The following is a 23,443-nucleotide window of genomic DNA, read 5'->3' as shown; positions in this document are numbered from 1 at the left end:
AAACCGCCTATTCCAATCCGACAAAATCCAGATTAGAAACGGCTCCTGAGATCTGCTCGATCCGTGGAGCAAAACGATACCTTTTTGACGAAACACTAAGCGTATACGTCTGTCCTGTCACGACATTATCAAAGCTGTAGATGCCGAATGAACTCGTCGTTGCGGTTCGCCGAGCTCCTAGAGTGTCAGTGAGGATGACGGTCGCATTCCTCAGGCCGAGGCCGGTTGGGGTTGTCACGCGGCCCGAGATAGTTACGGCGGCGGCCGGGGTTGGCGTTGGTGTGGGTTGAACTGTGGGCGTCGGTGTCGGCAACACGCCATCCGAAAGCTTTATAACAAAAGCATCATTACTCGAGGAATCGACAGCGTGCGTAGCTTGAAACGGATTCATCGTCGGGAGGTTGGTTGAAGAGGTGAGTCCGGTAAAGTAGGCGTTCCCTAAATCGTCAAGTGCGATAGCTAAAGCCGATTCATTGCTAGTCCCGCCAAAATACGTTGAATACGCGAACCCGTTCCCAGCGGTAGTCAATTTGGTAACGAACGCATCCGACGAACCTCTCAGTGTCGCTTGAAACGCAGTCGCGGTCGGAAAATTGGTTGAGATAGTTCGTCCAGCAATATGAGCACTGCCCTGACTGTCAACCTTGATCGCATTACCTTGATCTGAATTGTTTCCGCCAAGATAGGTCGAATAAACAAGTGCGTTCCCCGACGTATTTAGCTTCGTCACGTACGCATCGATATCAAACGCTCCTCCGCCGATGGTCCCTTGGATCGGATTACTGAGCGGAAAATTCGTTGAGAATGTAGATCCGGTGACGTAGGCGTTACCTTGTGAGCTAACCGCTATCGCGTAACCATTATCACGATCGCTGCCGCCGAGATAGGTGGAAAAGACCAGTGCATTTCCCTGTGGATTCAACTTCGTCACAAATGCATCCTGGCCGTCCAGGTTGGTCCCGTTGAGCGTTGCCTGAAATGGGTTTGCGGTCGGGAATGTGGTCGAGCTTGTCGTTCCGGACACGTACGCATTCCCTTGAGTATCGATCGCGATCCCGAAGCCAGTATCAACACCGGAAGCAGTCCCTTGCGGGTTGCTTCCTCCGAGATACGTCGAATAGATCAGAGCATTGCCTGCCGGATTGAACTTTGTCACAAATGCGTCCTGGCTGCGGTCACTGGGCGATCCCCCGCGTATCGGCTGGAACGCATTCACAGTCGGAAAATTGGCTGCGGTGGTGAATCCGGTAACGTAGGCACTGCCTTGCGCATCGACCGCAATTCCGTAGCCCGTACCGAGACCGGTATCACCGGTCGGACCGGGATTGGTTCCTCCCAAATATGTTGAATAATCGAGGCCATTACCCGATGAGTTCAGCTTCGCGACAAATGCCTGTGTGCCGCCGCCGAGTGAGCCTTGAAGAGCATTCTGCAGCGGGAAATTCGTTGAATCGGTTCGTCCCGTTATGTAGGCATTGCCCTGGGTATCGACCGCGATGGCATTTCCAAAGTCTGTTGAACTACCGCCAAGATAAGTCGAATAGATGAGAGCGTTACCATTCGCATTAAGCTTGGTCACGAACACGTCGCTGCCGCCGCCTCCAGTTGCGGCCTGAAAGGGGCTGAGCGTTGGAAAGTTGGTTGAGCCTGTCTGACCGGTAATGTAGGTATTGCCCGTCGTGTCGACCGCGATCCCGTTGCCCTGATCGTTACCGTTACCGCCAAGATAGGTCGAGTAGCTCAGCACGGGATCAATAACCAGCGGCAGGCTGTGATCATATTCCGGAATGGAAAAACCGATCCGGTTTTTTCCCATGGCGACGTATTGTCCGTCGATCGATCTTCTTTGTTCGGCAATCTCCTGATAGATAACCGGTTTGTGAAGCCGAATTTCACCTCCCGTCGTTGACAGGACGAGGTCGCCTTCGGCATCAACTTCGATCCTCCCGGCTCCGGAAAACTCAAGGCCTATGGAGCTTGGGGTCGCTCTCGGACCGACGACAAAGTCATATTCCAACTGCCCGCCACTGCCGTAATAAACCAGGTCGATGCCGTCATAAACGTCTTCGTATCGAACCCCCCCAAAATTGGCGATATCAGTCATCCATTTGTCCGGATCGCCGCCGAGCAAATAATTCGTCTTACCGGTGAGCAAGTTTTCTCCAGTAACTTTCGCCTGGCGGTTCGCCCCCACAATTTTCATCCGCAGCGTGTCTGAATTTGGCTTCTGATCAGCCGCCGAGCTTTTTTGCAAGGCTAAGATCGCCTCGTTCGACGTCAAAAACAGCGAGAAACCGCTTCCGCGTGCTAAAAATTTTACCTGGCCGTTTACCTGGCCGTTGTTCGGCTCGAATGAAAGGGGAAGCGTGCCGAAGTTTGTCACAGGGCCAACCCGATCGAGACGGTCCGCGTTCGAGAATTTATCAGTCAGGCTTCCAAAAGCTGCTGTGAGAATTATTAAGCAAAGAGCGACCCTCGAAAAATTCTTCCTCATATCAACAAACTCCTCTATAATAAAGTCCAAAATCACTTTATAAATTTAGGCTAAGGCCTCGGCTATTACAGGAAAATTAACGGCAAATTGACGGCAATTTTGATGTGACGGACAAAATTCGAGAAAACGATCGATACGAGTTTGCTGATTTCCGGCTGGAAACTGGAAAGCAGGTACTTTTTTGCAAAGATGCCGAGATCCACCTGCCGAAACGTCATTTTCAGATCCTGACCTACCTGATTGAAAACCGTGACCGCGTGGTGACACGCGACGAACTGTTGAACGAATTTTGGGACGGCCACGAAGTTTATGACGATGCCCTGAGCAAATGCGTAGGGGCACTGCGTCGCGTCCTCGACGACAAGGAGCGAGCACCTCGATTTATAGAAACTCGTCGCGGCACGGGTTATCGATTTATTGGCGAGATCGGAGCCAGTGAGAGTTTGAATGTCGGAACCGTTTTGGACACATCTAACGCCTTGGCAGCCGATCAAACCCTTTCGGCGGTAAAACTGCCGTTTTGGCGTTCCAGGATAATTCTGATCTCAAGTTTAGCGGTGATAACGCTGCTGTCAGTGAGTTTTGTGGTCGGTGTTTACTTGCCCCGGCAAGAACAACCTTCCAGGCAGAAATTGTCCGGCATTGGTTCGATCGCGGTTTTGCCGTTGAGAAACCTCACCGGCGACACAGCAAACGATTATTTGTCCGACGGCTTGAGCGAGGGCCTGATCAACGAGTTTTCCCGTCATAGCGAGCTAAAGGTCATCTCACGCAGTGCATCATTTACTTTCAAAAATAAAGAGATCGACCTTCAGGAGGTTCGTGACAAGCTAAAAGTGGAAGCGATCCTCGAAGGCAGCCTGCGAAAGATCGGCGACGAAATGCGGATCGAGGTGAGCTTAGTCGATGTTAAGGATGGAAAGGTCCTATGGACGAACAACGATCCGACAAGTTCTGTTAGAAATTTCTTCACCCTCCAAAACCAGATCGCGTGTGACGTTTTGACGAGGATCGAAGCGGGAAGCTGCATTAAGGTCGAAACAGCTAAGAACATCGACGCGGAGGCATATCGACTTTATTTACAAGGCATCCACATCCGCAACGATCTTACTTTTGAGGCGATGACGAAGGCAGTCGAGCTTTTTGACAAGGCCCTGTCGATCGCTCCGAATTTTGCCAAGGCCCACGAGGGCATCGCAACAACCTACGTCATAATGGAATCAAATTCCCTCGTCCCCCCAGGTTCCGTCATCAAGAAAGCCGAGTCTCACGCCAGAGAAGCATTACGGCTCGACGAAAACTCGGTCGACGCATTATTGGTTTTGAGCGAGACGGAAACGTCGGACAATTACGACATGGCCCGGCGCGAGAGCATCTTGCGGCAAGCGGTTGATAAGAATCCAAATTTTGGCCGCTCGCGGATGTGGCTCGCCAGTACACTCGCAATGCGAGGAAAATTTGCCGAGGCCGAGAGCGAACTGTTGAAGCTGCAGGAATCAGACCCGCTTTCGTCCGGGGTCCAATTTACCTTGAGCGAACTTTATCTGAATTGGCGAAAGCCCGATGAAGCCATCAGAACTGCCAACTTGGTCCACGATCTAAAGGCTCCTGATTCGATCTCCGACAGGCTCCTCGCCAAAGCGTATCTGCAGAAAGGCGATCTGGACCAGGTCAAAACGCTGCTGGACAAAAAGCCGGATAATTATGAGAGCCTGCACGCGACCTGGTTGATAAGAACCGGCAAAGTCGCTGAAGCCGCCGCGGAGATCAAAAAGCTCGAGGTGACAGAGACCGGCAAAACCTCGCCATTTGTGATCGCGTACCTTTACGCCGAGCTGGGCGACAAAGATGCGGCTTTCAGATGGCTCGAAAGATCGTATGCGATGAGGCAATCAGACCTTGCCTCGTTAAAGATCGAACCGGCTCTCGATTCGCTGCGTGGAGATGCTCGCTACGTTGAGCTGATAAAGCGTCTTCACCTGGACAACTAGCCGCTAAAACCACCAAAGAACATCCCATGATCCGCCGTGGTTTAACCTTGCTTGCGATCTGTAAAGAAATTAGAATTAAAGCGTGCTAATCTAGAGTTTTAACCATGTGGTACCGTTTCTAAAATTTGAGCACCGCGATCCATAGATCCGCCATCTAAGTTCGAGCATGAAAGAGTGTCAGCTTTGTAAAACGTGTTTCGCCGACGCTGTTGTCACGTGTCCGAATGACGGGATGCCGACTGTGCATACGATTAGCGGCGAACCGGTTTTAGAGGGTAAATACCAGCTCGAATGCCGCCTCGGCCAGGGCGGAATGGGCGTTGTTTACAAAGCCCGCCACGCCTATCTCAAAACTCAACTCGCGATCAAGGTGATCCTGCCCGATCTGGTCGGAAATGATCCGCAGCTCGTCACCAGATTTCGCCAGGAAGCTCTCGCCGCCGCTGCCATTCGACATCAAAACGTCGTCAGCGTTACCGATTACGGCGTGATCGACGGAACTTTGCCGTTCCTCGTCATGGAATATGTCGAGGGCGAAGCTCTACACGATCTACTTGCGCGCGAAAAGTCCTTATCGCCTGAACGAGCGTTCGAACTGATGTCCGCCGTCTGCGCAGGTGTCGGAGCCGCACATCACCAGGGTATTGTTCACCGCGACCTCAAGCCGCTCAACATCATGATCTGCAACGACAAGCCAAACTTGTCGCAGGCGGTAAAGATACTGGATTTCGGGCTGGCAAAGATAAAGTCAGGCGAGTTGCTGGGTTCATTTATCCAGGCTCAAACGACCGGCCTGATGGGTTCGCCGTATTACATGGCTCCCGAGCAATGGGCGGACGAAGATCCTGATTCTCGTTCGGATATTTATTCTCTCGGGGTGATGCTCTATCAGATGCTGACAGGCGATGTACCGTTTAAGGGTTCATCGATCCCGGCGATCATGAAAAAGCACATCTCGGATCCGCCGCCAACGCTGGCCGCTGCCGGACTGCATGTCTCACCAGAGCTGGAGGCAGCGGTTCTGCATACCCTGCAGAAAGATCCGGAAAAACGAACACAGTCAGTTGACGTTCTGGTCGAGGAATTGCGAGCGGCGATCAAGCCGGGTGTTCAGTTTATCCACACGGCCCCAGCGTCGCTGCCGGTTTCATCGCTAAAGGTAACGACGCGGCCGCCGCAGTCGAGCGTTTTTGTTGACAACGTCGCGGTTGGCCGCTCTGCTGAGAGCGGGCTGCTTCTTATTGAGGGCATCCAAAGCGGTAACCATCGCCTTCGCGTCACGCATAACGGTTTTCGCGACTGGACCAGCGAAGTGGTATGCGATGGCAGGCCGGTCGAGGTGATCGCGGACCTGAGTTCGGGAACTTTAGATTCGAAGACGGCGATCCCGATGCCCGACGTCACAGTTGGCGGCGCTCATAAAACTATCGCCGCATCGCCGCAAAATGCGGACGATATGGCACAGACGGTTCAGCAGGATTACGCGCCCAGCCGCTTCAATGTTCAAGTCGATACCACGCCGCCGCCGAAAAAATCGTCTGCAAAACCGATACTTTTAGGAATCGGTGGACTATTCGCTCTCTTTCTGATTGGAATTGCCGGATTAGGTGCAGCATATATGCTGGGCGCATTCGACAGAAAGACCGTCGTCGGCCCCGGAAGTGCGACGCCGACCCCAGCGACGACGCCCGTGCCGGTACCGTCGATAACGCCGGATATGGCGGATATCCCGGGAGGCTCGTTCAGGATGGGACGCAATAGCGGGCCCGAAATGGAACGGCCGGAGCACGAAGTTACCGTTAGTGCCTTTTCGATGGATAAGACCGAGGTGACGAACGAGGAGTATTTCGCTTTTACTAGCGAAACTGGATATAAGCCAGTTCCGATCTATTGGACGCGTGAAGAGACGCCGCCGCCGCGTCAGGAAAAATATCCGGTCCGATCGGTCAACATTGCAGACGTTAACGCTTTTATTGCCTGGAGATCGAAACGTGACGGCATTCAGTATCGGCTCCCATCGGAGAGCGAATGGGAATTCGCCGCACGCAATGGTAGTAAAGGAAACCTTTTTCCCTGGGGAAATAAACCTCAGGATGAATGCGCGGTTCTCGGCAAATCGATCCTAGACCCGAGCAGAGTGGCAACAAATTCCTGCCCGAATGATTGGGGAGTTCAGGATCTGATCGGGAATGTTTTTGAATGGACATCGTCGCCTGCCGCTCCATATCCGGGAAGCCGCAAGGCAGAGCCGCCCAAGGAGCCTGAGAACATGGTCCGTGGCGGCTGTGCCAATAATACTTTCGCCGGGCCGAATGCCGTGACCTCGGCCTACCGGATCAAGGTCCCGGTAGCGAAACGCGACGGGCAACTAGGATTTAGATTGGTTAAGTAAGCTCCCAAAAGGTGCGGGTATGAGAAAGGGTGGATCGATACTAATTATCTTGGCATTTGCGACGATCTTTGCCATTTCGGCCGTGGAGTCAAGACCTGGGCAGCAGCAATAAGTTGTTCGGTTCGGGAAAAACCACAGCCCCGAAAACAACAAAGAAACCGGCAGCCAAATCTCCCGAATCCACAAAACCAAAAACGACCGCCAAATCTCCGGCTACCAAAGGATCTGCAGCGAAAGTTTCGACCTCAAAGGTAAAACCAGCTCCAAAGCCCACGGCCGCAGATATGGCAAAGAAGACAACGCCACCGAAAAAAGAACCCGCTGCAAGCGATAAGGCGAAATACACAGAGTTCAAATCGGCTCAACCCTCGAAGGTGGAGATCACGGCAGTTAAGGCCAAGCCGAACCTTGTCGCCGCCCCGACGAATAGTGATGATCGCTTCGAAGATCTGATCGAATCTGGCAACGAGGCTCGCGACGACCGAAATTATTCTGCCGCCGAGACGTCTTACAAGGCGGCTCGAACCTTGAAACCAAAGGATTCGCGCGCGACTTACGGCCTTGGAAATCTATACAGCGATCAGCAGCGTTGGGAGGAAGCGGAGAACGCCTATCGCTCCGCTATTCAGTTGGATCCCAACAATGCTACTTCTTATGTTGCCCTAAGTTATGTTCTGACACAGCCAATTGCTGCCCCGAACCTTTCGGAAAGGTACGAAGAAGCGGAAAAGCTCGCTCAAAAGGCGATCCAACTCGCTCCGTCGAATGCTCTGGCATTCGACCAGTTTGGCGTTGCACAGGAACTGCGAGGGTTGATCGGAGCAGAAACTGAGAATGCGTACCGTACGGCGATAAAGCTTCGCCCCTCTTTTGCTCCGGCGTATGCCCATCTTGGCCGTCTTTTGCGACGGCGGGGACTGACCAAGGAATCTGCGGCGGCTTATGACGATGCAGTCAAGCGGTCGAACGATGTGGCAACAATGATCCTTGTCGCTGAGGTGATGCAATCGGAACAGCGGTATTCCGAGTCGGAAAAGCTGCTTCAAAGTGCTCTCAACGGCGATCCCAGAAATCCGTCAGCGATGCTGCTGCTTGGCCGGGCTTTGACCGCTCAGGGGAAATACGACGATGCGGAACGCGTCTTGCGGGCGAATCTGAACATCAGCCCCAACGGTTTTACGGCAAACAGTCTTTTAGGCACCCTTTATACGCGTCAAGGGAAATTTGAAATGGCCGAGAGTTCGTTGACTGAAGCCCTCAAGACTGTTTCAGCGCTTGAAAAACGCGGGTTATCACAGCAGTTCGAGGCTGTTGGCGACGGTTTTATTAAGGCCGGCAACCGTCAGGCTGCCGAACGGTCCTACCGGCAGGCGATCGCCCTCGACAATGAAAATCAGGGGCTTGTAAGCAAGCTAGTGAAGGCTCAGCGAGGTTAAGAGATCTTTAGAAATGTATTGCCCCAAATGTAAGGAAAATTTTGACGAAGGCTCAAGGCGATTTTGCCCGACGGATGGTTCGCGCTTAGTCTCGGAGGCGGCCGGTTCAACTCCCGGCCGAACAGGCGGCATATTCGCCAATCTTATTCCGAAGATCGAAGCGATCAGTGATCTGGACGAAAACCTTTCTTCCGCCCCACGGCCTGTAACGGGGCAAACTGAAAATCGGGAGCCGGTGTTTACCATTCGTCCGGCTGAACCTGAACCTGTTTTTTTTGAACTCGATGATCTGGATCTGGATATCCAGCCAATGCAGTCAGATATTAAGCCGTCCGCTACGCCAATCCCGGTGAAGCTGGTTGAAGATAGGCCGGTCACCAGAAAAGTGCAGCCGTTCGAGATCCCGGCTGGACATGTCGATCTAACAAATTCGGGCAGAGATCGAGGCTTTGCTGCCGAGTTCGACATGAACAACCCGGAACATCTGGTGGATCGTACAGTAAAAGGCCGTTACCACGTTACCGAATTTCTTGGCGGTGACGAGATGGGGCTTGCCTATTTAGCAGATGATCGAATAGTCACGGATCGGAAGGTCCTTGTTCGTATTTTGTTCGAGGATGATTACGACGAGATCATGAGCAGTATTTTGGCCGAGGAACGAGTGTCGCTTTCGCACTTCAGCCATCCTAATATTGCGCGTCTGATAGACTCCGGCGAGTTCGCCAACGGTGCTAACTTCCTCGTGACCGAGTATGTGGATGCTCTGTCAGTGAATGACATTCTGACCATCCACGGACAGTTCGCCCCGCAGAGAGCGGCACGTGTTATCCGCCAGGCAGCAAGTGCCCTGAACGAGGCTCATCAGGAAGGCATCATTCATCGGGACATAAGGCCGGAGAATCTGATCATTGACGCATGTGGCGAGATCGAGCAGATCAAGGTAGTGAACTTCGGAGCGTCGAACGGTGATCCAAATGAACACAATATTGTCTATAAAGCTCCCGAGGTCTTAGAGGGTAAAATAGCGACAGTTGCGAGCGATATATATTCGCTGGGCGTGGTTGCATACGAAATGCTCACCGGCCAGCTGCCGTACGAGGGATCCACCGCCCGCGAATTAGTTCGTTTTCAAAGCGCCGGGCTTCCGGTGATGCCCACCGACCTGCGGCCGGACCTGCCGCGTTCTGTCAACGAGGTCCTCGATCGTGCGCTTGCGTTCAATGGCTCCGATCGTTTTCCAAAGGCTCGTGATTTTGGTGACGCTCTTTTTTCCTCGCTTTCGGAACCGTCGCGGCCGATCGCAGCCCTCGAGCCGATCAGGCCGCAAGCCGAGCCGGAGACTGCCAACACGGCTAACGACCAGGCCCCGCCGGTCGAGAATACGATAAGAAAAGGCAACTTCGTTTCGCTGGAGCCGATCTCGGCAAAACACGCTGAGGAGTCTCCGAACAGTAATGCTCCGGCAGAGCCTAGCTGGCGAAACCGTTCGCCGGAACCGCCCGAGACAGGGTCATCCTGGAAAAAGGTAGTGGCGGCTGTTGCAACTTTGGTGATTCTGTCGATGGTCGGTGTGGTTTGGTATTTTTGGATCTACAATGCACCGTTGGTAGAGGATCGGGCCGTGCAGCCCGTTCAGACTGCGGACAACGCGACGCAGGCTCCGGCGCCAGCCCCGGAAACTGAGATGCCGCCGTTGCCGCGTAATGTATCTCAGCCACCAAACTCGATCTTTTATCAGAATACGAAAGAGAATCTAAAAGGTGACCTACTGCGAAACTTCGTCGGGTTTACGCTTTTTTATCCGAAGGACTGGAAAATAAACGGCCCCCAGAACGGAGCCACAGCTAATTCCCGCGGAAAGTTCCTCGACATTTCTCGAGTCACGCCCGAAGGAAAGCTAAAAGAGCAGATGCTCATAAGCTATTATTCGAGCAAGGGTACTTTTAACGATGATTCTGAAAAATTCCCTGTAATGGTCAAGGAAACCAACGACACCTTGAAGAAGATACTGCCGGGTTATCAGATGGTTTCGGAAGGTGAGATAAAGTTGAACGGCAACTGGCGAGCCTACGAGGTCAAGTTCCAGGGCGGCGGCACTTCTGAGAACGGAGAGAAACTTATCGTCTGGGGGCGGCGTTTGTTCATTCCCGCGGCCAGGCTTGGCGTTCGTAATGGATTTGAGATCACAATGCTCGCAACCTCACTCGCCGAAAACGTCCGCAGCGTTGACGACATAGGCGTAAAAGGGGAACTAGCCGCTATCCTTGACACTTTCGAGCCAAGTCAAAACTTCTAATTCCCCTACAAATTCTGGTCTAATTTACTGAGCCGTCTGTACTTCACTGCCCTTCAGGCGGCGGCGTTTGCGTGCGGCCCGCCACGTGCGAATGCCTTCGCCAGTGAGACTCAGGATCGAGCGGCGGTTATCGAACAAGAGCTTGAGCCACGCGGATTTACTCATCTGGGGGAAATAGATCCCTCTAAAGAACAATCTTGCCACCAAGTGGCCGATTCGAACGTCGATCGGAGCTTCGCGGATGGCATTGACAGCCTCCCAGTTGCGCTCGGGGCTGTACGACCTGGACCACGCATCGAAGGTCTCTTTCTTCGCGTCTTCGATCGTCATCTTGAGCGGATCGTGGGCCATTACGAACGGAGCGAAATCAAGCCAGTGTTTCGGACGGGAAAGCCGTCCTGCTTTTTGCAAACGGTCGTAAAGCGGCGTCGAAGGGAACGGTGTCAACTGGCCAAAGACGGGAAGGCCCGGAGCCCAGCTTTCGATCTCATCAACCGTCCGGTTCGCGACACCAGGGGTGTCGTTGTCCATTCCAAAGATGAACGACGTGATAGCGTATATATTCCGCTTTCGTAGCCCTTCCAAAACGGCCTGATAATTTTCCGGCTTGGAAAAATTCTTATTAACGTCGGCCATATTGGCCGGATCGATCGATTCCATACCAATAAAGACCCATCTGCCACCGGCTTGAGCGATCAGATCGACGAGTTCCTCGTCCGCGAGCAAATTCGCACTGATCTGCGCGACCCACGGCAGCGTTGCACCGGCGGCGATCATGTCGCGAAGCAGTCCTTTGAGGCGTTTTTTATTGATCGCGAGATTGTCGTCGATAAAGAACACTGCTATCTGGCCTTTCTCTTTCTTCGCTCTCGCTTTCAAGCGGAGAAGTTCCTCGACGACGCTCTCATTTGTTCTAAAACGGATCGAATCGCCAAAGAAGCCCGTAACGGTGCAGAATTCGCAGCCGTATGGACATCCGCGCCCGGTCTCGATCGGAACTACGAAAAACTTGCCCCAGCCTTCGCCCATCTTGGACAGCATCGGCTGCATGAATTTTGGAACGAGAGAAAATTGATCGAGATCAAGCGTTTCCCAGGGGATGTGCGGGTATTCGACCAATGCTGGTTTTACATCGTTGCCCTTTTCATCCAGTGCCGGCTGATAGATCTCTTTAAGTTCACCACGGGCTGCGTCATCAACGATCTGAGCCCAGTAATCATCAGCTTCACCGAGAGCAACGGCATCCGCGTGACGCGGGCCCCCGTCTTTACCAAGAGCCTCATCCGGACATTCCGTAACGTGCGGCCCGCCCATCACGACCTTAAATCCGGCTTCGCGCAGTGAATCCGCCACGAGATATGCACGTGCGACCATTCGCGTCATCGCTCCGATCCCGACCAGGCCGATGTCGTTATCCTTGCAGAATTGGACGAGCTCCGGCCGCGTCATAGCCTTCGCGTTGCCGTCGATCAAGATCACCTCGTGTTCCGGCGGAGTCAGCGACTGCAGCAAGAACATCCAAAGATGCGGCATGAAATTCCGCGTTATACCGTTGTCCGGGTTATAGAGTAATATCTTCATTCAAAAACGACCGAAATCAGCTAAGACTACTTCAGAATTCTAATCGCCTTGGGGCTCAGAGGGGTAATAGTACGATTATGAGCCCTTATCATCTCACTTTTCGGCACATATATCTATTTTAGAATAATCTTTTTCATTATCGCGTAAAACAAACGCTCAGGCAAGAGCCGGCGCAATGTCAGAATTCCTTTCGTATTGACACCGTAGCGAAGCTTTTTTGAACCGTCGGTAACAGCTTCATAGATCGTTTGAGCGACGATCTCACCGTCCGGAGCTTCCTCGCCAGCCTTCTGCATATTCGCGATCGCACGCGAGACAAAACTGTCATAGGCAGTCAATCCTTCTTTCTTTGTTACGTCCTGAGACCGGCTGTAAAAATCTGTTTTTATTGGTCCTGGTTCGATGATCTTGACGCGGATGTTAAACTCGGCGAGCTCGTATTGAAGCGATTCCGAAAATCCCTCCACGGCCCATTTGGTCGAATGATAAAGGCTGTATACCGGAAATGTGATACGGCCGCCGACCGATGCGATATTAACGATGGTGCCACGCTTTTGTTCACGAAAATACGGCAGGATCTCTCGGCACACGTTCATTAAGCCCAATACATTCGTCTCAAACTGGCGCTCGATCTGTTCGGCCGAAGCTGCTTCGAACGCACCTATAAGTCCGTATCCCGCATTATTTACCACGGCATCGAGACGGCCGAATTTCTCAAACGTAGCTTCGATCGCTGAGCGTATGGTTTCTGGATCAGTAACATCGAGCCGCAAACATTCAATATCAACGATCTTCTGCAGATCAACCGCTTTCTCAGGAGAACGCATTGTCGCCGCGACCTTCCAACTCTTCGCCTGAAAGAGCTTTGCGGTATGAAGTCCGATCCCTGTCGATGCTCCGGTAATTAGAACGACTCTATCCATAAGAGTATTTTTAACGCAAAGCCCGCGAGGTGCAAAGACGCAAAGGAGAATCTGCATGCGACAACTCCCTCCCGATTCTTTGCCCGCTTTGCGGCTTCGCACCTTTGCGGTGAAAAGTCTTATAATTTAGTTATGAAGTTCCTGCATATCGCCGACGTACATCTGGGATGTACGAGATACCAACTTCCCGAGAGTCCGCGCGATTTTTTTGACTCGTGGATCGATGTTTTAAAACGGTACGCGATCGACGAGAAGGTGGATTTCGTCATCATGTGCGGCGATTTCTTTCACAAACGTTCAGTTCCGCCCGAGACGATGAACTACGCTGTCGAAGGCCTCACAATGATGCGTGAAGCCGGAATTCCTGTCGTCTCGATCGAGGGTAATCACGATCAGAAACATACCGACAGCGATTTTAGCTGGCTCCGTTCTCTATCGAGTTGGGGACTGATAAAACTGCTGGAGCCCGGTAAGATCGCGGCTTCCGACAACGCAGTCAAGGGCGACACTCTTACCTACGACCCCTGGGATGAAGCGACCAAACGCGGCGGCTATATCGACATCGGGCGGGCTCGGATATTCGGTTCGGACTGGTATGGAGCATCAGGTAACTGGGCGATCCCGATGCTCACGCGGGCAATAATGGAAAATCGCCGCGATGGAGCCTTTCACACCTTACTCCTCCACACCGATGTCGAAGGCCATCAGATGCATCCGATCCCGGCGTTATCCATTTCAGCTCTTAAAGAACTGAAATCGGCAGTGGAATACGTCGGCCTCGGCCATACTCATAAGCATTACGAGATCGACAACTGGGCGTTCAATCCCGGATCGATCGAGATCACAAATATCAGCGAGTTCCGCGAGACAAGAGGTGCGTTCGTCGTCGAGGTCGATGACGAAAATAACGTTTCGGCCCGACACGTAACCGACTATCATTTCCGGCCGTTTCAGCAGCTAAAGTTTAATGTCGATAACGTCGATCAGGCGTCAAAGGTCACATCCGGGGTAATAGATCTGATCGATCGCGAGGCACGCATCGCCGAACCGGGCAAACCGCGGCCGATCATCGAGGTCGCTCTTCGCGGGCAGCTCGGCTTTCCAAATTCGCTCCTTGAAATGCAGAAAATGCGAGATGAAACCAAGGCTCTGACCGATGCCCTTCACGTCCGCATCAAGAACCAGACGGTCCCAGCGGATTATCTAGATACTGACGAAGACGCTCCCGACGAAGGCCGCGAGCGTCTCGAACGCCGTGTCGTTAGCGACCTTGTCTTTCGAGACAACCGCTACAAGGCCATTAACGATTCCATCGCCGACGCCGTTATCGGAGCGAAACGAATGGCTCTCAGTGATGACGAACCGGCGAAGATCGCGGAGTTTATTGCAGTTAAGCTAGATGAGGTAAAAAGGAGCTGAGGAGAAAGGTAGTGGAAGAGGAATCTGAGCTGAGCCGCTCCCCTTTTCCTTTTCTACTCTTCTCCGCTTCCAAACATATGTCAGAAATACTAGACAAAGTTCGCGGGATCAAAACGATCCCGATCTTCCCTCTCCCGCTCGTTATGCTGCCGAACGAGATATTGCCGCTGCACATTTTTGAAGATCGGTATCGGCAGATGCTCAGGGATGTCGAACATGAAGGCAAATATTTTGGCGTCATGCTTTTCGAACCACAGGATGCCTTTGAAGATCGTCCGGCTCCCGGTTCTGTCGGCTGTGTCGCCGAGATCAGAGAATCTGAAACCCTCGAGGACGGACGGTCAAATATTCTGACGCTTGGCGTAGTGCGATTCAGGCTGATCGATTATGTAGACACTGGCGACCCATATCTTGTCGGTGATGTCGAGTTTTTTGAGGACGAAAAAAAAGACGTAGGCGAGCTGACACCATTAGCGGATGACGTTTTCGCTTTATTTGAGCGAATGGCAAAAGCAGCGTTCAAAATGAGCGGCAGCCGCGGACAACTGCCCGAGATCCAACACAGCGATCCCGAAGCCCTTTCGTTCCTGATCAGCGCTGCGTTCAATTTCGAGAACGACAAGAAACACGGCCTGCTAAGAACGACCTCAACAATAGTACGCCTGACCGAGCTAAAAAAAGTCCTCGACCAAGCCGTCGGCCAGATCGAGGAAAGTGCAGAAATTCAAACTGTCTCACGAACAAACGGACACAGTAAGAAGAAGATCGATATCTAGTTCCCGAGAGAATTCCGGAAAAAATCGATCAACCTCTGATCATAGGTCTCCGATTGCTCCATCGACGCATTGATGATGCTGAATCCGGAGGGGCTGAGGTCGGTCTTGCTTTCGACCTTGTTCGTCGACGCAAAACACTTGTTGAGTTTCGCGGTGGATTCCTGAAAGTCCTTCGCGTCGACGCCTGCCAGCAGAAGCACGTCGCGATTCTCGATCTTTTTCGCCGTGTCGCACACAGGCTCGCGCTGATAGCATCCGTCGAAATAGTACATCCGTGTGCCAAGCTGAGCGAGTTTTGCGGTCGCAAAACTCGCGAAGGGGAATCGCTTGCCTAACGAGGCGGTCAGAACGCCATCTGAATCGGAAGGGGCAGAATCAACGGCGAGAGCTTTGATGGTTTTGTCCTTAGCGGCGGTTGCGACCGCGACCAAGGCTCCCATCTCGACGCCGAAAATGCCCATTTTGTTCTGATCGACCAACGCGATATTGGTCGGTGTCTTCAAGTTCTTTAGGAATTGAACGGCAGCAAGGCTGTCTTCGGTCTCGCAACCGCCGAACGAGGCATTCTGAACCGGCGGATTTTCGCCGTGGCCGCGTTGATCGGGCATCAGGACGGTAAAATTTGTCGATTCATTGAGCTTAACGCCCAGATTTAGAACGTATGAGCGATCAGCTCCATACTTATGCAGAAGTATCACCGCCGGTGCTCCTTCGGCACCGCGAAGCAGCCAGCCGCGGGTCGATCCGCCGTCACGGTTAGGCCACGTCTCATCAGTAACCTTTGCCGCCCGCGTACTGAGTTGGCCGTATTTATCCGGCGTCACTAAATACATTGCTTTCAGGGGACGCGCAGTTTTGTACACAAGCCATACCGAGCCTGCGGCAACAGCAACCAATACGAGCAAGACGATCGGAAGCAAGAGGCGTGTAAAGCTTTTAACAAGACGGGTAGATTTAGCCATAGCAGCGTTAGTTTTTATTGCAGAATTTTGCCGCAAAGCGGCATCGAACGGGTGTGGGTAAAAGCCAGCAAATGTGGGCCTTTCAGATAGGCCAGTTAAAATGTTACCATATTCGCCAGCCTCTAAGGAAGAAGTTTTTACGATGTTAAACCAAATTGTCCTCGCCCTTTTTCTGACTTTCTTTTCAGTTTCTCCGAGCCTTTTTGCCCAAGTCGCGATGCCTGTTTCAGGGGCGGGTGCAACAAAGATCATGCCGATCTCCGAAGTACGCGAGGGCATGCGGGGAACGGCGAGAACAGTTTTCAAAGGCAGCAAATCAGAGGAATTTGGCGTTGAGATCCTCGGCGTCGTGCCAAACTGGATCGGGCCGCGGCAGGACATCATTGTCGGAAAATTAAGCGGAGCGAACGCCGAACGGACCTTTGTTTTTGCAGGAATGTCCGGGTCGCCGGTTTATGTCGACGGCAAACTGATCGGTGCGATCTCGTACAGTTTTCCATTTGCTAAGGAACCGATCTGCGGCATTACGCCCTTTGAGCAAATGTCTTCGGTCGTAGAACAGGCGGTCACGGCGAAAACTTCGATGAGCACGCCGAGAACTTTTACGTATGCCGAACTTCAGGCGGACAGATGGAAGCCAAGCTTCAATGAGGTGGCGAGGACGCCGGCGGCGTCAGGATTTTCGTCGGATTCGAGGTTGATGGCGATCGCCGGTCAGACATTCACGCCGATATCGACCCCCTTGTATTTTTCAGGCATTTCTCAGCAAACACTCGATACATTTGCACCCGAATTAATGAGGGCCGGCATCACCCCGGTTGCCACCGCGGGCGGCGGTTCAGCGATCAAACCCCTCACGCCGTTCAATGAAAACACCCTGCTAGGCGGCGACTCCATAGTTGTTTCGCTCTCGCGAGGCGACATTCAGATCGCCGCCGCGGGAACCGTCACGCTTCGCGACGGCGAAAAGATCTACGCCTTTGGCCACCCGTTCTTCAGTCTCGGATCGGCAAATTTGCCGATGGCAGAGTCTCACGTTGTCACTGTCATCCCAAACGCAAATAACTCTTTCAAGCTCGCCGTCCCCGACGCGACTGTCGGAGCGATGACGCAGGACCGGGCAACCGCTATCTATGGAAAGCTTGGAGCGGAACCGAAAATGCTGCCGGTCAAAGTAAAGCTCACGAACAGCCGCGGCCGGGTGAGCGAGATCAATTTTGAATCCGCATTCGACGAACTTCTAACGCCGCTAATCGTCAATGCCGGTGTCGGGAACACGCTCGCGTCGCAGGAACGCGGCCTCGGCGACACGACCATCGAAATGACCGGAGAGATCAAGATAAAGGGTGAGGAGTCGATCCGTCTAAACCGCCGCTTTGCCGGTGCGCAGGCAACAGCCCTTATCGCGGCAGCCCCGGCGATCCCGCTTTCGGCATTGTTGAGAGCCAATTTTGAAGGGCTCGAGATCACGGGCGTTGATATCACGATGACCGCCCGCGATGGCAGCCGAACCGGCTTGGTCGATCGCATTTCGGTTAACAAAAACTCTGTGAAAGCAGGAGAAACGATCGAGCTGACAGTGTTTGAACGTACTGAATCGGGCCAATTTACCGCTCGAAAAGTGCCGGTCACGATACCCGCAGATGCAGCTCCGGGCACGGTCACCCTAACGGTGGGCGACGGAAATGCCGTTCAGCAAAACGCAGCTATCACCCAGTTCACTCCCAAGAGTGCGTCAGAACTTATCTCGACCATCAATCGCCTGAAACGAGCAGACCGTCTCTATTTAGTTCTTTCAAGAACCAGCACAGGCACCATCATCGGCTCCAGCGAAATGCCGAACCTGCCGCCATCAATGCTCGCCACTCTAAATAACGACCGCACCGCAGGCGGATCAAAGCCTTCGGTTCAGACAATCATCTCGGAAATGGAATTGCCATCCGGCGAGTTTGTTATTAGCGGGTCACAGACGTTGAATATTGAAGTGGTTCGGTAAAATACACTTGCCCGAGTGTCAGCAAGAGCGATTCGCCCGACGTGGCAGAATCTCCCTTGCAAGAGATCATGCAGCTTTCCCGTTTGCGATCAGCGTAGGATATTTGCCCGTCCAGCAGGCAGAGCAGGAGCGTGAATCGTCGATACCGATCGCCTCGAGCATTCCTTCCAAAGAGAGATAACCCAGGCTGTCGGCTCCGATGTATTCGCACACCTTCTCGACCGACATTTGTGCGGCGATGAGGTCGTCGCGATTTGGCGTGTCGACGCCGTAGTAGCATGAATGAGCCGTTGGCGGGCACGAGATGCGCATGTGAACTTCGGTTGCTCCTGCATCACGAACCATTTCGACGATCTTTTTCGACGTAGTTCCTCGAACGATCGAATCATCCACCAAAACAACCCGGCGGCCGTTGATCAGATCTTTGATCGGATTTAGTTTAAGCCGCACACCAAACGATCGGATCGATTGCGAAGGCTCGATAAACGTCCGCCCGACATAGTGGTTGCGGATAATTGCCTGCCGAAAATTAATGCCGGATTCGCGTGCATAACCGATCGCCGCCGCAACGCCGGAATCGGGAACTGGAACGATCAGGTCGGCATCGACCGGATGCTCGATCGCCAGGCGTCTGCCCATTTTGTGCCGCGATTCATTGACCGACTTTCCAAAGATCGTTGAATCGGGGCGGGAGAAATAGACGTGTTCGAAAGTGCAGACCGAAACGGGCTTTTGTTCAAAGGGCATCGACGAATGAACGCCGTCGGCATCAATGATGAGCATTTCGCCCGGCTCGACCTCGCGTTCATAAGTCGCGTCCATCAGGTCGAATGCACACGTTTCAGAAGCAACGCACCACGCGTCCTGGTACTTGCCCAAAACCAACGGTCGAAATCCGCGGGGATCACGGATCGCGATCAGGGACGTCGGCGTCAAAAACAGGAGGGAAAACGCTCCTTCGGTATCCTGTAGAACTTTTTTGATCGCCTCGACCGCGTCTTTTGCCGGCGTACGGGCGATGCCGTGGAGAATGGTTTCGGTGTCCGAGGTCGACGAAAAGATCGCGCCGGCCTTTTCGAGCTCAATGCGTTTCGCCGCCGCAAACGGCAGATTACCGTTATGACAGATGGCGATCTGCCCGTGCTGGCATCGCACCGAAAACGGCTGGACTTCCTTGATCGTGTTCTTTCCGGTGGTCGAGTAACGCGTATGCCCGATCGCACTCGAACCTATTAGCGTGGGGAGAACCTCAGGATTCAAGACATCAGCAACCAGCCCGATCTCGCGGTGCTGATACAGATCGACTCCGTCCGAGGAAACGATCCCGCACGCCTCCTGGCCGCGATGCTGCAAAGCAAACAGCCCAAGCTGCGTCAGCGTGGAAGCCTCAGAATGGCCAAAAATGCCAAAGATCCCGCATTCTTCGTGGAGCTTATCGAGGACTAATTCCATGTAGCCTATTTTGCCATTTGCGCTCGATTTCGACAAAGATGAACTAAGGTCGGAGATCGTTACGGAGCACAAACCCCTTGAGCATTACAATTTGTTGTGCTCGGACAGCCCTGATTACGACACTGAAGTGGGCTCGTGCATGCACAATTGGCCGCGATGGCTAAGGCGTTGTGCGGCGCGGTTAACGAGACAATGATCGGGATCGCAACTGCCGAAGCGAGTCCGATACGTTTTATGACCTGTCGACGGGTGGGCATCTCCGAAATCTTGAAAGACCCGTTCCTTAAGAGTTCCCTTTCGTGCAGTTGCGTCAGAGCCAGCTCGATAAGCTCACGCCCGGCCGACTTTCCAAAGCGAGCTTCGAAAGCCTCAAGTATCTGATGGATCGAGAGTTCACCGCTGCAGTTTTCCCAGATGAACGACGAAGTTTCGTTGAGACAATGGGCTTTGTGAGAATTCAGATCGTAAACGAGAGTTTCTCCCGGGAGCGTCTGTATCACTAAATTTTCCGAGCGAGCTTGTGGATGAAAGTCGTTCCGCATTTTTGTCTCCAAAAGTGTCTTTAATGGTGATGGTAATCGCTATTTTTGCACAGGAATCAGTTCGGAGCAATAGTTGCCGGCAGATCGCTGATGGAGTTAATGTTCACGAAAAATAACTCACTTCCGGGCAGTTCGCTATATTCAGCTTCCTCCAGTATCCGCGTGTTTAAGGCCGAAGTAATACCAGCCAATCGCGGCAGTCTGCCTGCATCGGCGAGTTGTCGCTCAACTTCCTTCAGCACTACATCGCGTCGATAGAACGCGCACAGCGGCTGCAAACGACCATCCGGCTGTCGCGGGACGACCGCGTCGACCGCGTCGTCGGTCAGCCCAGCGAGTTTGTTTATCAAGTCGCCCGAAGCATACGGCAGGTCGCACGCCAGCACGAACGTCCACACGGTCGACGAATAAGCGAGCGCCGTGTGCAGGCCGCTCCAGGCTCCAAAACCGGGCTTGAGATCGGCAACCACGCCGCGGCCGAGGCTGAGGAGCCGTTCAGCATCGAATTGCTCCTCCGATCTGACGACGAAGCGGACCGTCTTCGGCGAAGCGGTTCGTTCAACCATTTCAGCCGCTCGGCTAGCCAGCGTTTTGCCGTCGAACGCCGCGAACGCTTTGTTGGAGCCGAACCGGCTGGATATGCCGCCGATCAGAATGAATGCATCGAATATTGAACTCATTTCAATAAGAAAGACGCGGTATTTTTATCCTTGACATTTTGTATTATATATGCTACATTATTTCAAAATTTCTCGATATTTGAAAATAAAAGACCTTATTTTTGGTAGGCACTTTCGCACCTAAGCGTTTGTTGTTTTCCAAGTGAGACGGTTTTTTGCGATAACTATTCCAGATGCAGCATTTAGGCCGTCTCACTTTGTCCCGGTAAGTGAGACGGCTGGATCGAAATAACAACGGATTTAGAGGTCGGAGTGAAACTCCGTTTCGCAAAGCTGCCGAGCGGGATCAATGGATTTGCCTCAGGGAAATAAGCCGCGGCACAGCCTCGCGGGATCTCGTATTCCACGACCGTAAATCCGAAAACGTGCCGCTCGCAGCCGTCGAAATGACTCGTAATATCGACGGATCGGCCATCCGCGAGGCCACGATCATTGATGTCATCGCGGTTCATAAAAACAACGTGCCTATCGCCGTCGATCCCGCGATAGCGATCGTCAAGGCCATAGATCGTCGTGTTGAACTGGTCGTGCGACCGGAGCGTCGTCAGGATCAATTTACCAGGCGGCAGCTCGAAACTGCGCAGAGTGCTCACTCCGAACCTGGCTTTCCCGGTCGGGGTTGGAAACCTTCCGTCGTTTGGTGGATTCGGCATGTAGAAGCCGCCCGGAACGCGAATGAGCTCGTTGTAATTCTCACAGCCCGGAACGACACGCGATATCGCGTCACGGATCTGGTCATAATCGCCGCGCATTGCATCCCAATCGACCGTACTCCGTTTACCGAGGACAGCTTTTGCAAGCTGGCAAACGATCCAGGGTTCGCTTCGCAGATGTTCTGAACCGGGCTCGAAAATGCCCTTCGACATCTGTACATTGAGCATCGTACTCTCGGTCGAAACAAACTGTTCACCGCCCGCCTGACGGTCGATCTCGGTACGGCCGAGGCATGGGAGTATCAAGGATGTCTTGCCCGGAGTGAGTGCAGTGCGGTTGAGTTTTGTGATCACCTGAACGGTAAGGCGACAGTTTTGTAGGGCGGCCGCGACCACTTCCGTGTCAGGTGATGCCGCTACAAAATTGCCGCCCATCGCGAAGAACACCTTCGCCCGGCCGTCTCGCATCGCGGCGATCGATTCAACCGTATTGAGTCCATCTCGCGAGGGTGCCGTAAAACCGAATTCGCGTTCGAGGTTATCACGGAATATTGGGTTCATCTTTTCCCAGATGCCCATCGTCCGGTCGCCCTGCACGTTCGAATGCCCGCGTACAGGGCACAGCCCCGCTCCGGGCCGGCCGATCGCCCCGCGAAGCAGATGTAAATTGACAATATCCTGGATCGTCGCGACCGCTTCCTCATGCTGCGTAACGCCCATTGCCCAGCACGTGATGAATGCCTGTGATGCCGCGATCATCGCTGCCGCTTCGTCGATCTGCTCTCGCGAGAGGCCGCTCGACGCTAAAACATCGTCCCAAGATGTGGCATCGAGTTCTGCTATCAGATCGTCGTATCCGTCGGTCTTGGCCGCTATAAAACTTCTGTCGAATATTGTGCCGGGAGCTCTGCGTTCACGTTCGAGCAGCGATTTCATGACCCCTTTCAGGACTGCCATATCTCCGCCGATGCGAACGGGCAAATGGAGATCGGCCAATGGTGTCGCTTTGTTCGCAAGAAGTGTAAGAGGGCCGGCGAGTAGATTACCGTAATGCTGAGGATTCGGATCGACGAAGGCGGTCAGCCCGACTTCCTTAAGCGGATTGATCGCAATCATTTTTGCTCCAGCGAGCTTTGCCGAACGCAGGCTGGAGAGCATTCGCGGGGCGTTAGTGCCCGGATTCTGGCCGATGATGATGACCAGATCGGTTTTTGTGAAATCTTCGAGCCTGATCGTCGCCTTGCCAAGGCCGATCGATTCGGAGAGGGCCACGCTGGTCGATTCGTGGCACATGTTGGAGCAATCGGGAAGATTATTCGTCCCAAATTGACGCACAAAAAGCTGATACAGGAATGCCGCCTCGTTCGAAGTACGGCCCGATGTGTAAAAGATCGCTTCGTCAGGTGAATCAAGCGAATTAAGCTCACCCGCGATCATCTGAAACGCGTCATCCCACGTAATGGGAACGTAATGCTCGCTTCCCTCTCGAAGCACAAGCGGTTCAGTTAATCTCCCTTGCTGCCCGAGCCAAAAGTCGGTCTGGTCAGAAAGCTGCTTCACGGAATGCTCGGCAAAAAACTCACGGCCAATGTGCTGCGTCATGCCTTCGTCGGCAAGGGCCTTGGCTCCATTTTCACAAAATTCGTTGATCGTTCGCCGATCAGGATCGGGCCAGGCACACGACTGGCAGTCAATACCGCCCTTCTGGTTCAGCTTCATCAGGCCACGCGCACCGCGGACCAAACCCATCTTGCCGAATACGTGCTTTAGAGCATTGGTGACCGCGTGAATACCCGCCGACGTATCAGGCGGAGGGGTGACTTTCAGTTTTGGGGACTTTTCGCTCATCG

Annotated in this window: 15 protein-coding genes; 7 read left to right on the top strand and 8 right to left on the bottom strand. The window is 53.2% G+C overall.

What is annotated here, in order from left to right:
* Nucleotides 1–7: 7 nt before the first annotated feature.
* On the bottom strand, nucleotides 8–2,494 hold the full coding sequence (locus IPG22_00890; GenBank protein ID MBK6586867.1) for an SBBP repeat-containing protein: 2,487 nt from the start codon (nucleotides 2,492–2,494) through the stop codon (nucleotides 8–10).
* 104 nt (nucleotides 2,495–2,598) lie between these two features.
* On the opposite strand from IPG22_00890, the gene IPG22_00885 reads away from it, so the two are divergent.
* The 4 genes from IPG22_00885 (at nucleotide 2,599) to IPG22_00870 (ending at nucleotide 10,609) form a co-directional block, all read left to right on the top strand.
* The gene (locus IPG22_00885; protein MBK6586866.1) at nucleotides 2,599–4,485 is read left to right on the top strand and encodes a winged helix-turn-helix domain-containing protein; all 1,887 of its coding nucleotides are present in this window, start codon (nucleotides 2,599–2,601) and stop codon (nucleotides 4,483–4,485) included.
* 166 nt (nucleotides 4,486–4,651) lie between these two features.
* Nucleotides 4,652–6,877, top strand: a complete 2,226-nt coding sequence (locus IPG22_00880; GenBank protein MBK6586865.1) for an SUMF1/EgtB/PvdO family nonheme iron enzyme — start codon at nucleotides 4,652–4,654, stop codon at nucleotides 6,875–6,877.
* A gap of 284 nt (nucleotides 6,878–7,161) precedes the next feature.
* On the top strand, nucleotides 7,162–8,313 hold the full coding sequence (locus tag IPG22_00875) for a tetratricopeptide repeat protein (protein ID MBK6586864.1): 1,152 nt from the start codon (nucleotides 7,162–7,164) through the stop codon (nucleotides 8,311–8,313).
* Between the two features lie 13 nt (nucleotides 8,314–8,326).
* On the top strand, nucleotides 8,327–10,609 hold the full coding sequence (locus IPG22_00870; protein ID MBK6586863.1) for a protein kinase: 2,283 nt from the start codon (nucleotides 8,327–8,329) through the stop codon (nucleotides 10,607–10,609).
* Between the two features lie 24 nt (nucleotides 10,610–10,633).
* On the opposite strand, the gene IPG22_00865 is transcribed toward IPG22_00870, so the two are convergent.
* Nucleotides 10,634–12,190, bottom strand: a complete 1,557-nt coding sequence (locus IPG22_00865) for a radical SAM protein (GenBank protein ID MBK6586862.1) — start codon at nucleotides 12,188–12,190, stop codon at nucleotides 10,634–10,636.
* 113 nt (nucleotides 12,191–12,303) lie between these two features.
* Nucleotides 12,304–13,113, bottom strand: a complete 810-nt coding sequence (locus tag IPG22_00860) for an SDR family oxidoreductase (GenBank protein MBK6586861.1) — start codon at nucleotides 13,111–13,113, stop codon at nucleotides 12,304–12,306.
* A gap of 132 nt (nucleotides 13,114–13,245) precedes the next feature.
* Between IPG22_00860 and IPG22_00855 the strand changes: the two genes are divergently transcribed.
* Both IPG22_00855 and IPG22_00850 read left to right on the top strand, forming a co-directional pair.
* Nucleotides 13,246–14,532 (top strand): exonuclease SbcCD subunit D, encoded by a 1,287-nt coding sequence (locus tag IPG22_00855; GenBank protein ID MBK6586860.1) that lies wholly within the window; start codon nucleotides 13,246–13,248, stop codon nucleotides 14,530–14,532.
* 77 nt (nucleotides 14,533–14,609) lie between these two features.
* A complete protein-coding gene (locus tag IPG22_00850) occupies nucleotides 14,610–15,308 on the top strand; it encodes an LON peptidase substrate-binding domain-containing protein (protein MBK6586859.1) in 699 nt (232 codons plus the stop codon).
* On the opposite strand, the gene IPG22_00845 is transcribed toward IPG22_00850, so the two are convergent.
* On the bottom strand, nucleotides 15,305–16,270 hold the full coding sequence (locus tag IPG22_00845; protein ID MBK6586858.1) for a hypothetical protein: 966 nt from the start codon (nucleotides 16,268–16,270) through the stop codon (nucleotides 15,305–15,307). The two genes, IPG22_00850 and IPG22_00845, sit on opposite strands and share 4 nt — an antisense overlap.
* A gap of 142 nt (nucleotides 16,271–16,412) precedes the next feature.
* On the opposite strand from IPG22_00845, the gene IPG22_00840 reads away from it, so the two are divergent.
* Complete coding sequence (locus IPG22_00840; protein MBK6586857.1) at nucleotides 16,413–18,266, top strand: hypothetical protein; 1,854 nt, start codon at nucleotides 16,413–16,415, stop codon at nucleotides 18,264–18,266.
* A gap of 66 nt (nucleotides 18,267–18,332) precedes the next feature.
* On the opposite strand, the gene IPG22_00835 is transcribed toward IPG22_00840, so the two are convergent.
* The 4 genes from IPG22_00835 to IPG22_00820 all read right to left on the bottom strand — a co-directional run bounded on the left by IPG22_00835 (nucleotide 18,333) and on the right by IPG22_00820 (nucleotide 23,441).
* Nucleotides 18,333–19,718, bottom strand: a complete 1,386-nt coding sequence (locus IPG22_00835) for an amidophosphoribosyltransferase (protein MBK6586856.1) — start codon at nucleotides 19,716–19,718, stop codon at nucleotides 18,333–18,335.
* 59 nt (nucleotides 19,719–19,777) lie between these two features.
* On the bottom strand, nucleotides 19,778–20,218 hold the full coding sequence (locus tag IPG22_00830; GenBank protein ID MBK6586855.1) for a PqqD family protein: 441 nt from the start codon (nucleotides 20,216–20,218) through the stop codon (nucleotides 19,778–19,780).
* Between the two features lie 98 nt (nucleotides 20,219–20,316).
* The gene (locus tag IPG22_00825) at nucleotides 20,317–20,940 is read right to left on the bottom strand and encodes a molybdenum cofactor guanylyltransferase (protein ID MBK6586854.1); all 624 of its coding nucleotides are present in this window, start codon (nucleotides 20,938–20,940) and stop codon (nucleotides 20,317–20,319) included.
* A 182-nt stretch (nucleotides 20,941–21,122) separates the two neighbouring features.
* On the bottom strand, nucleotides 21,123–23,441 hold the full coding sequence (locus IPG22_00820) for an FdhF/YdeP family oxidoreductase (GenBank protein ID MBK6586853.1): 2,319 nt from the start codon (nucleotides 23,439–23,441) through the stop codon (nucleotides 21,123–21,125).
* Nucleotides 23,442–23,443: the final 2 nt, after the last annotated feature.

Source organism: Acidobacteriota bacterium (assembly GCA_016703965.1).
In the GTDB taxonomy this organism is placed as follows: domain Bacteria; phylum Acidobacteriota; class Blastocatellia; order Pyrinomonadales; family Pyrinomonadaceae; genus OLB17.
Note: the sequence above shows the minus strand (reverse complement) of the source record. Positions and strands in the feature narration are given on the sequence as shown.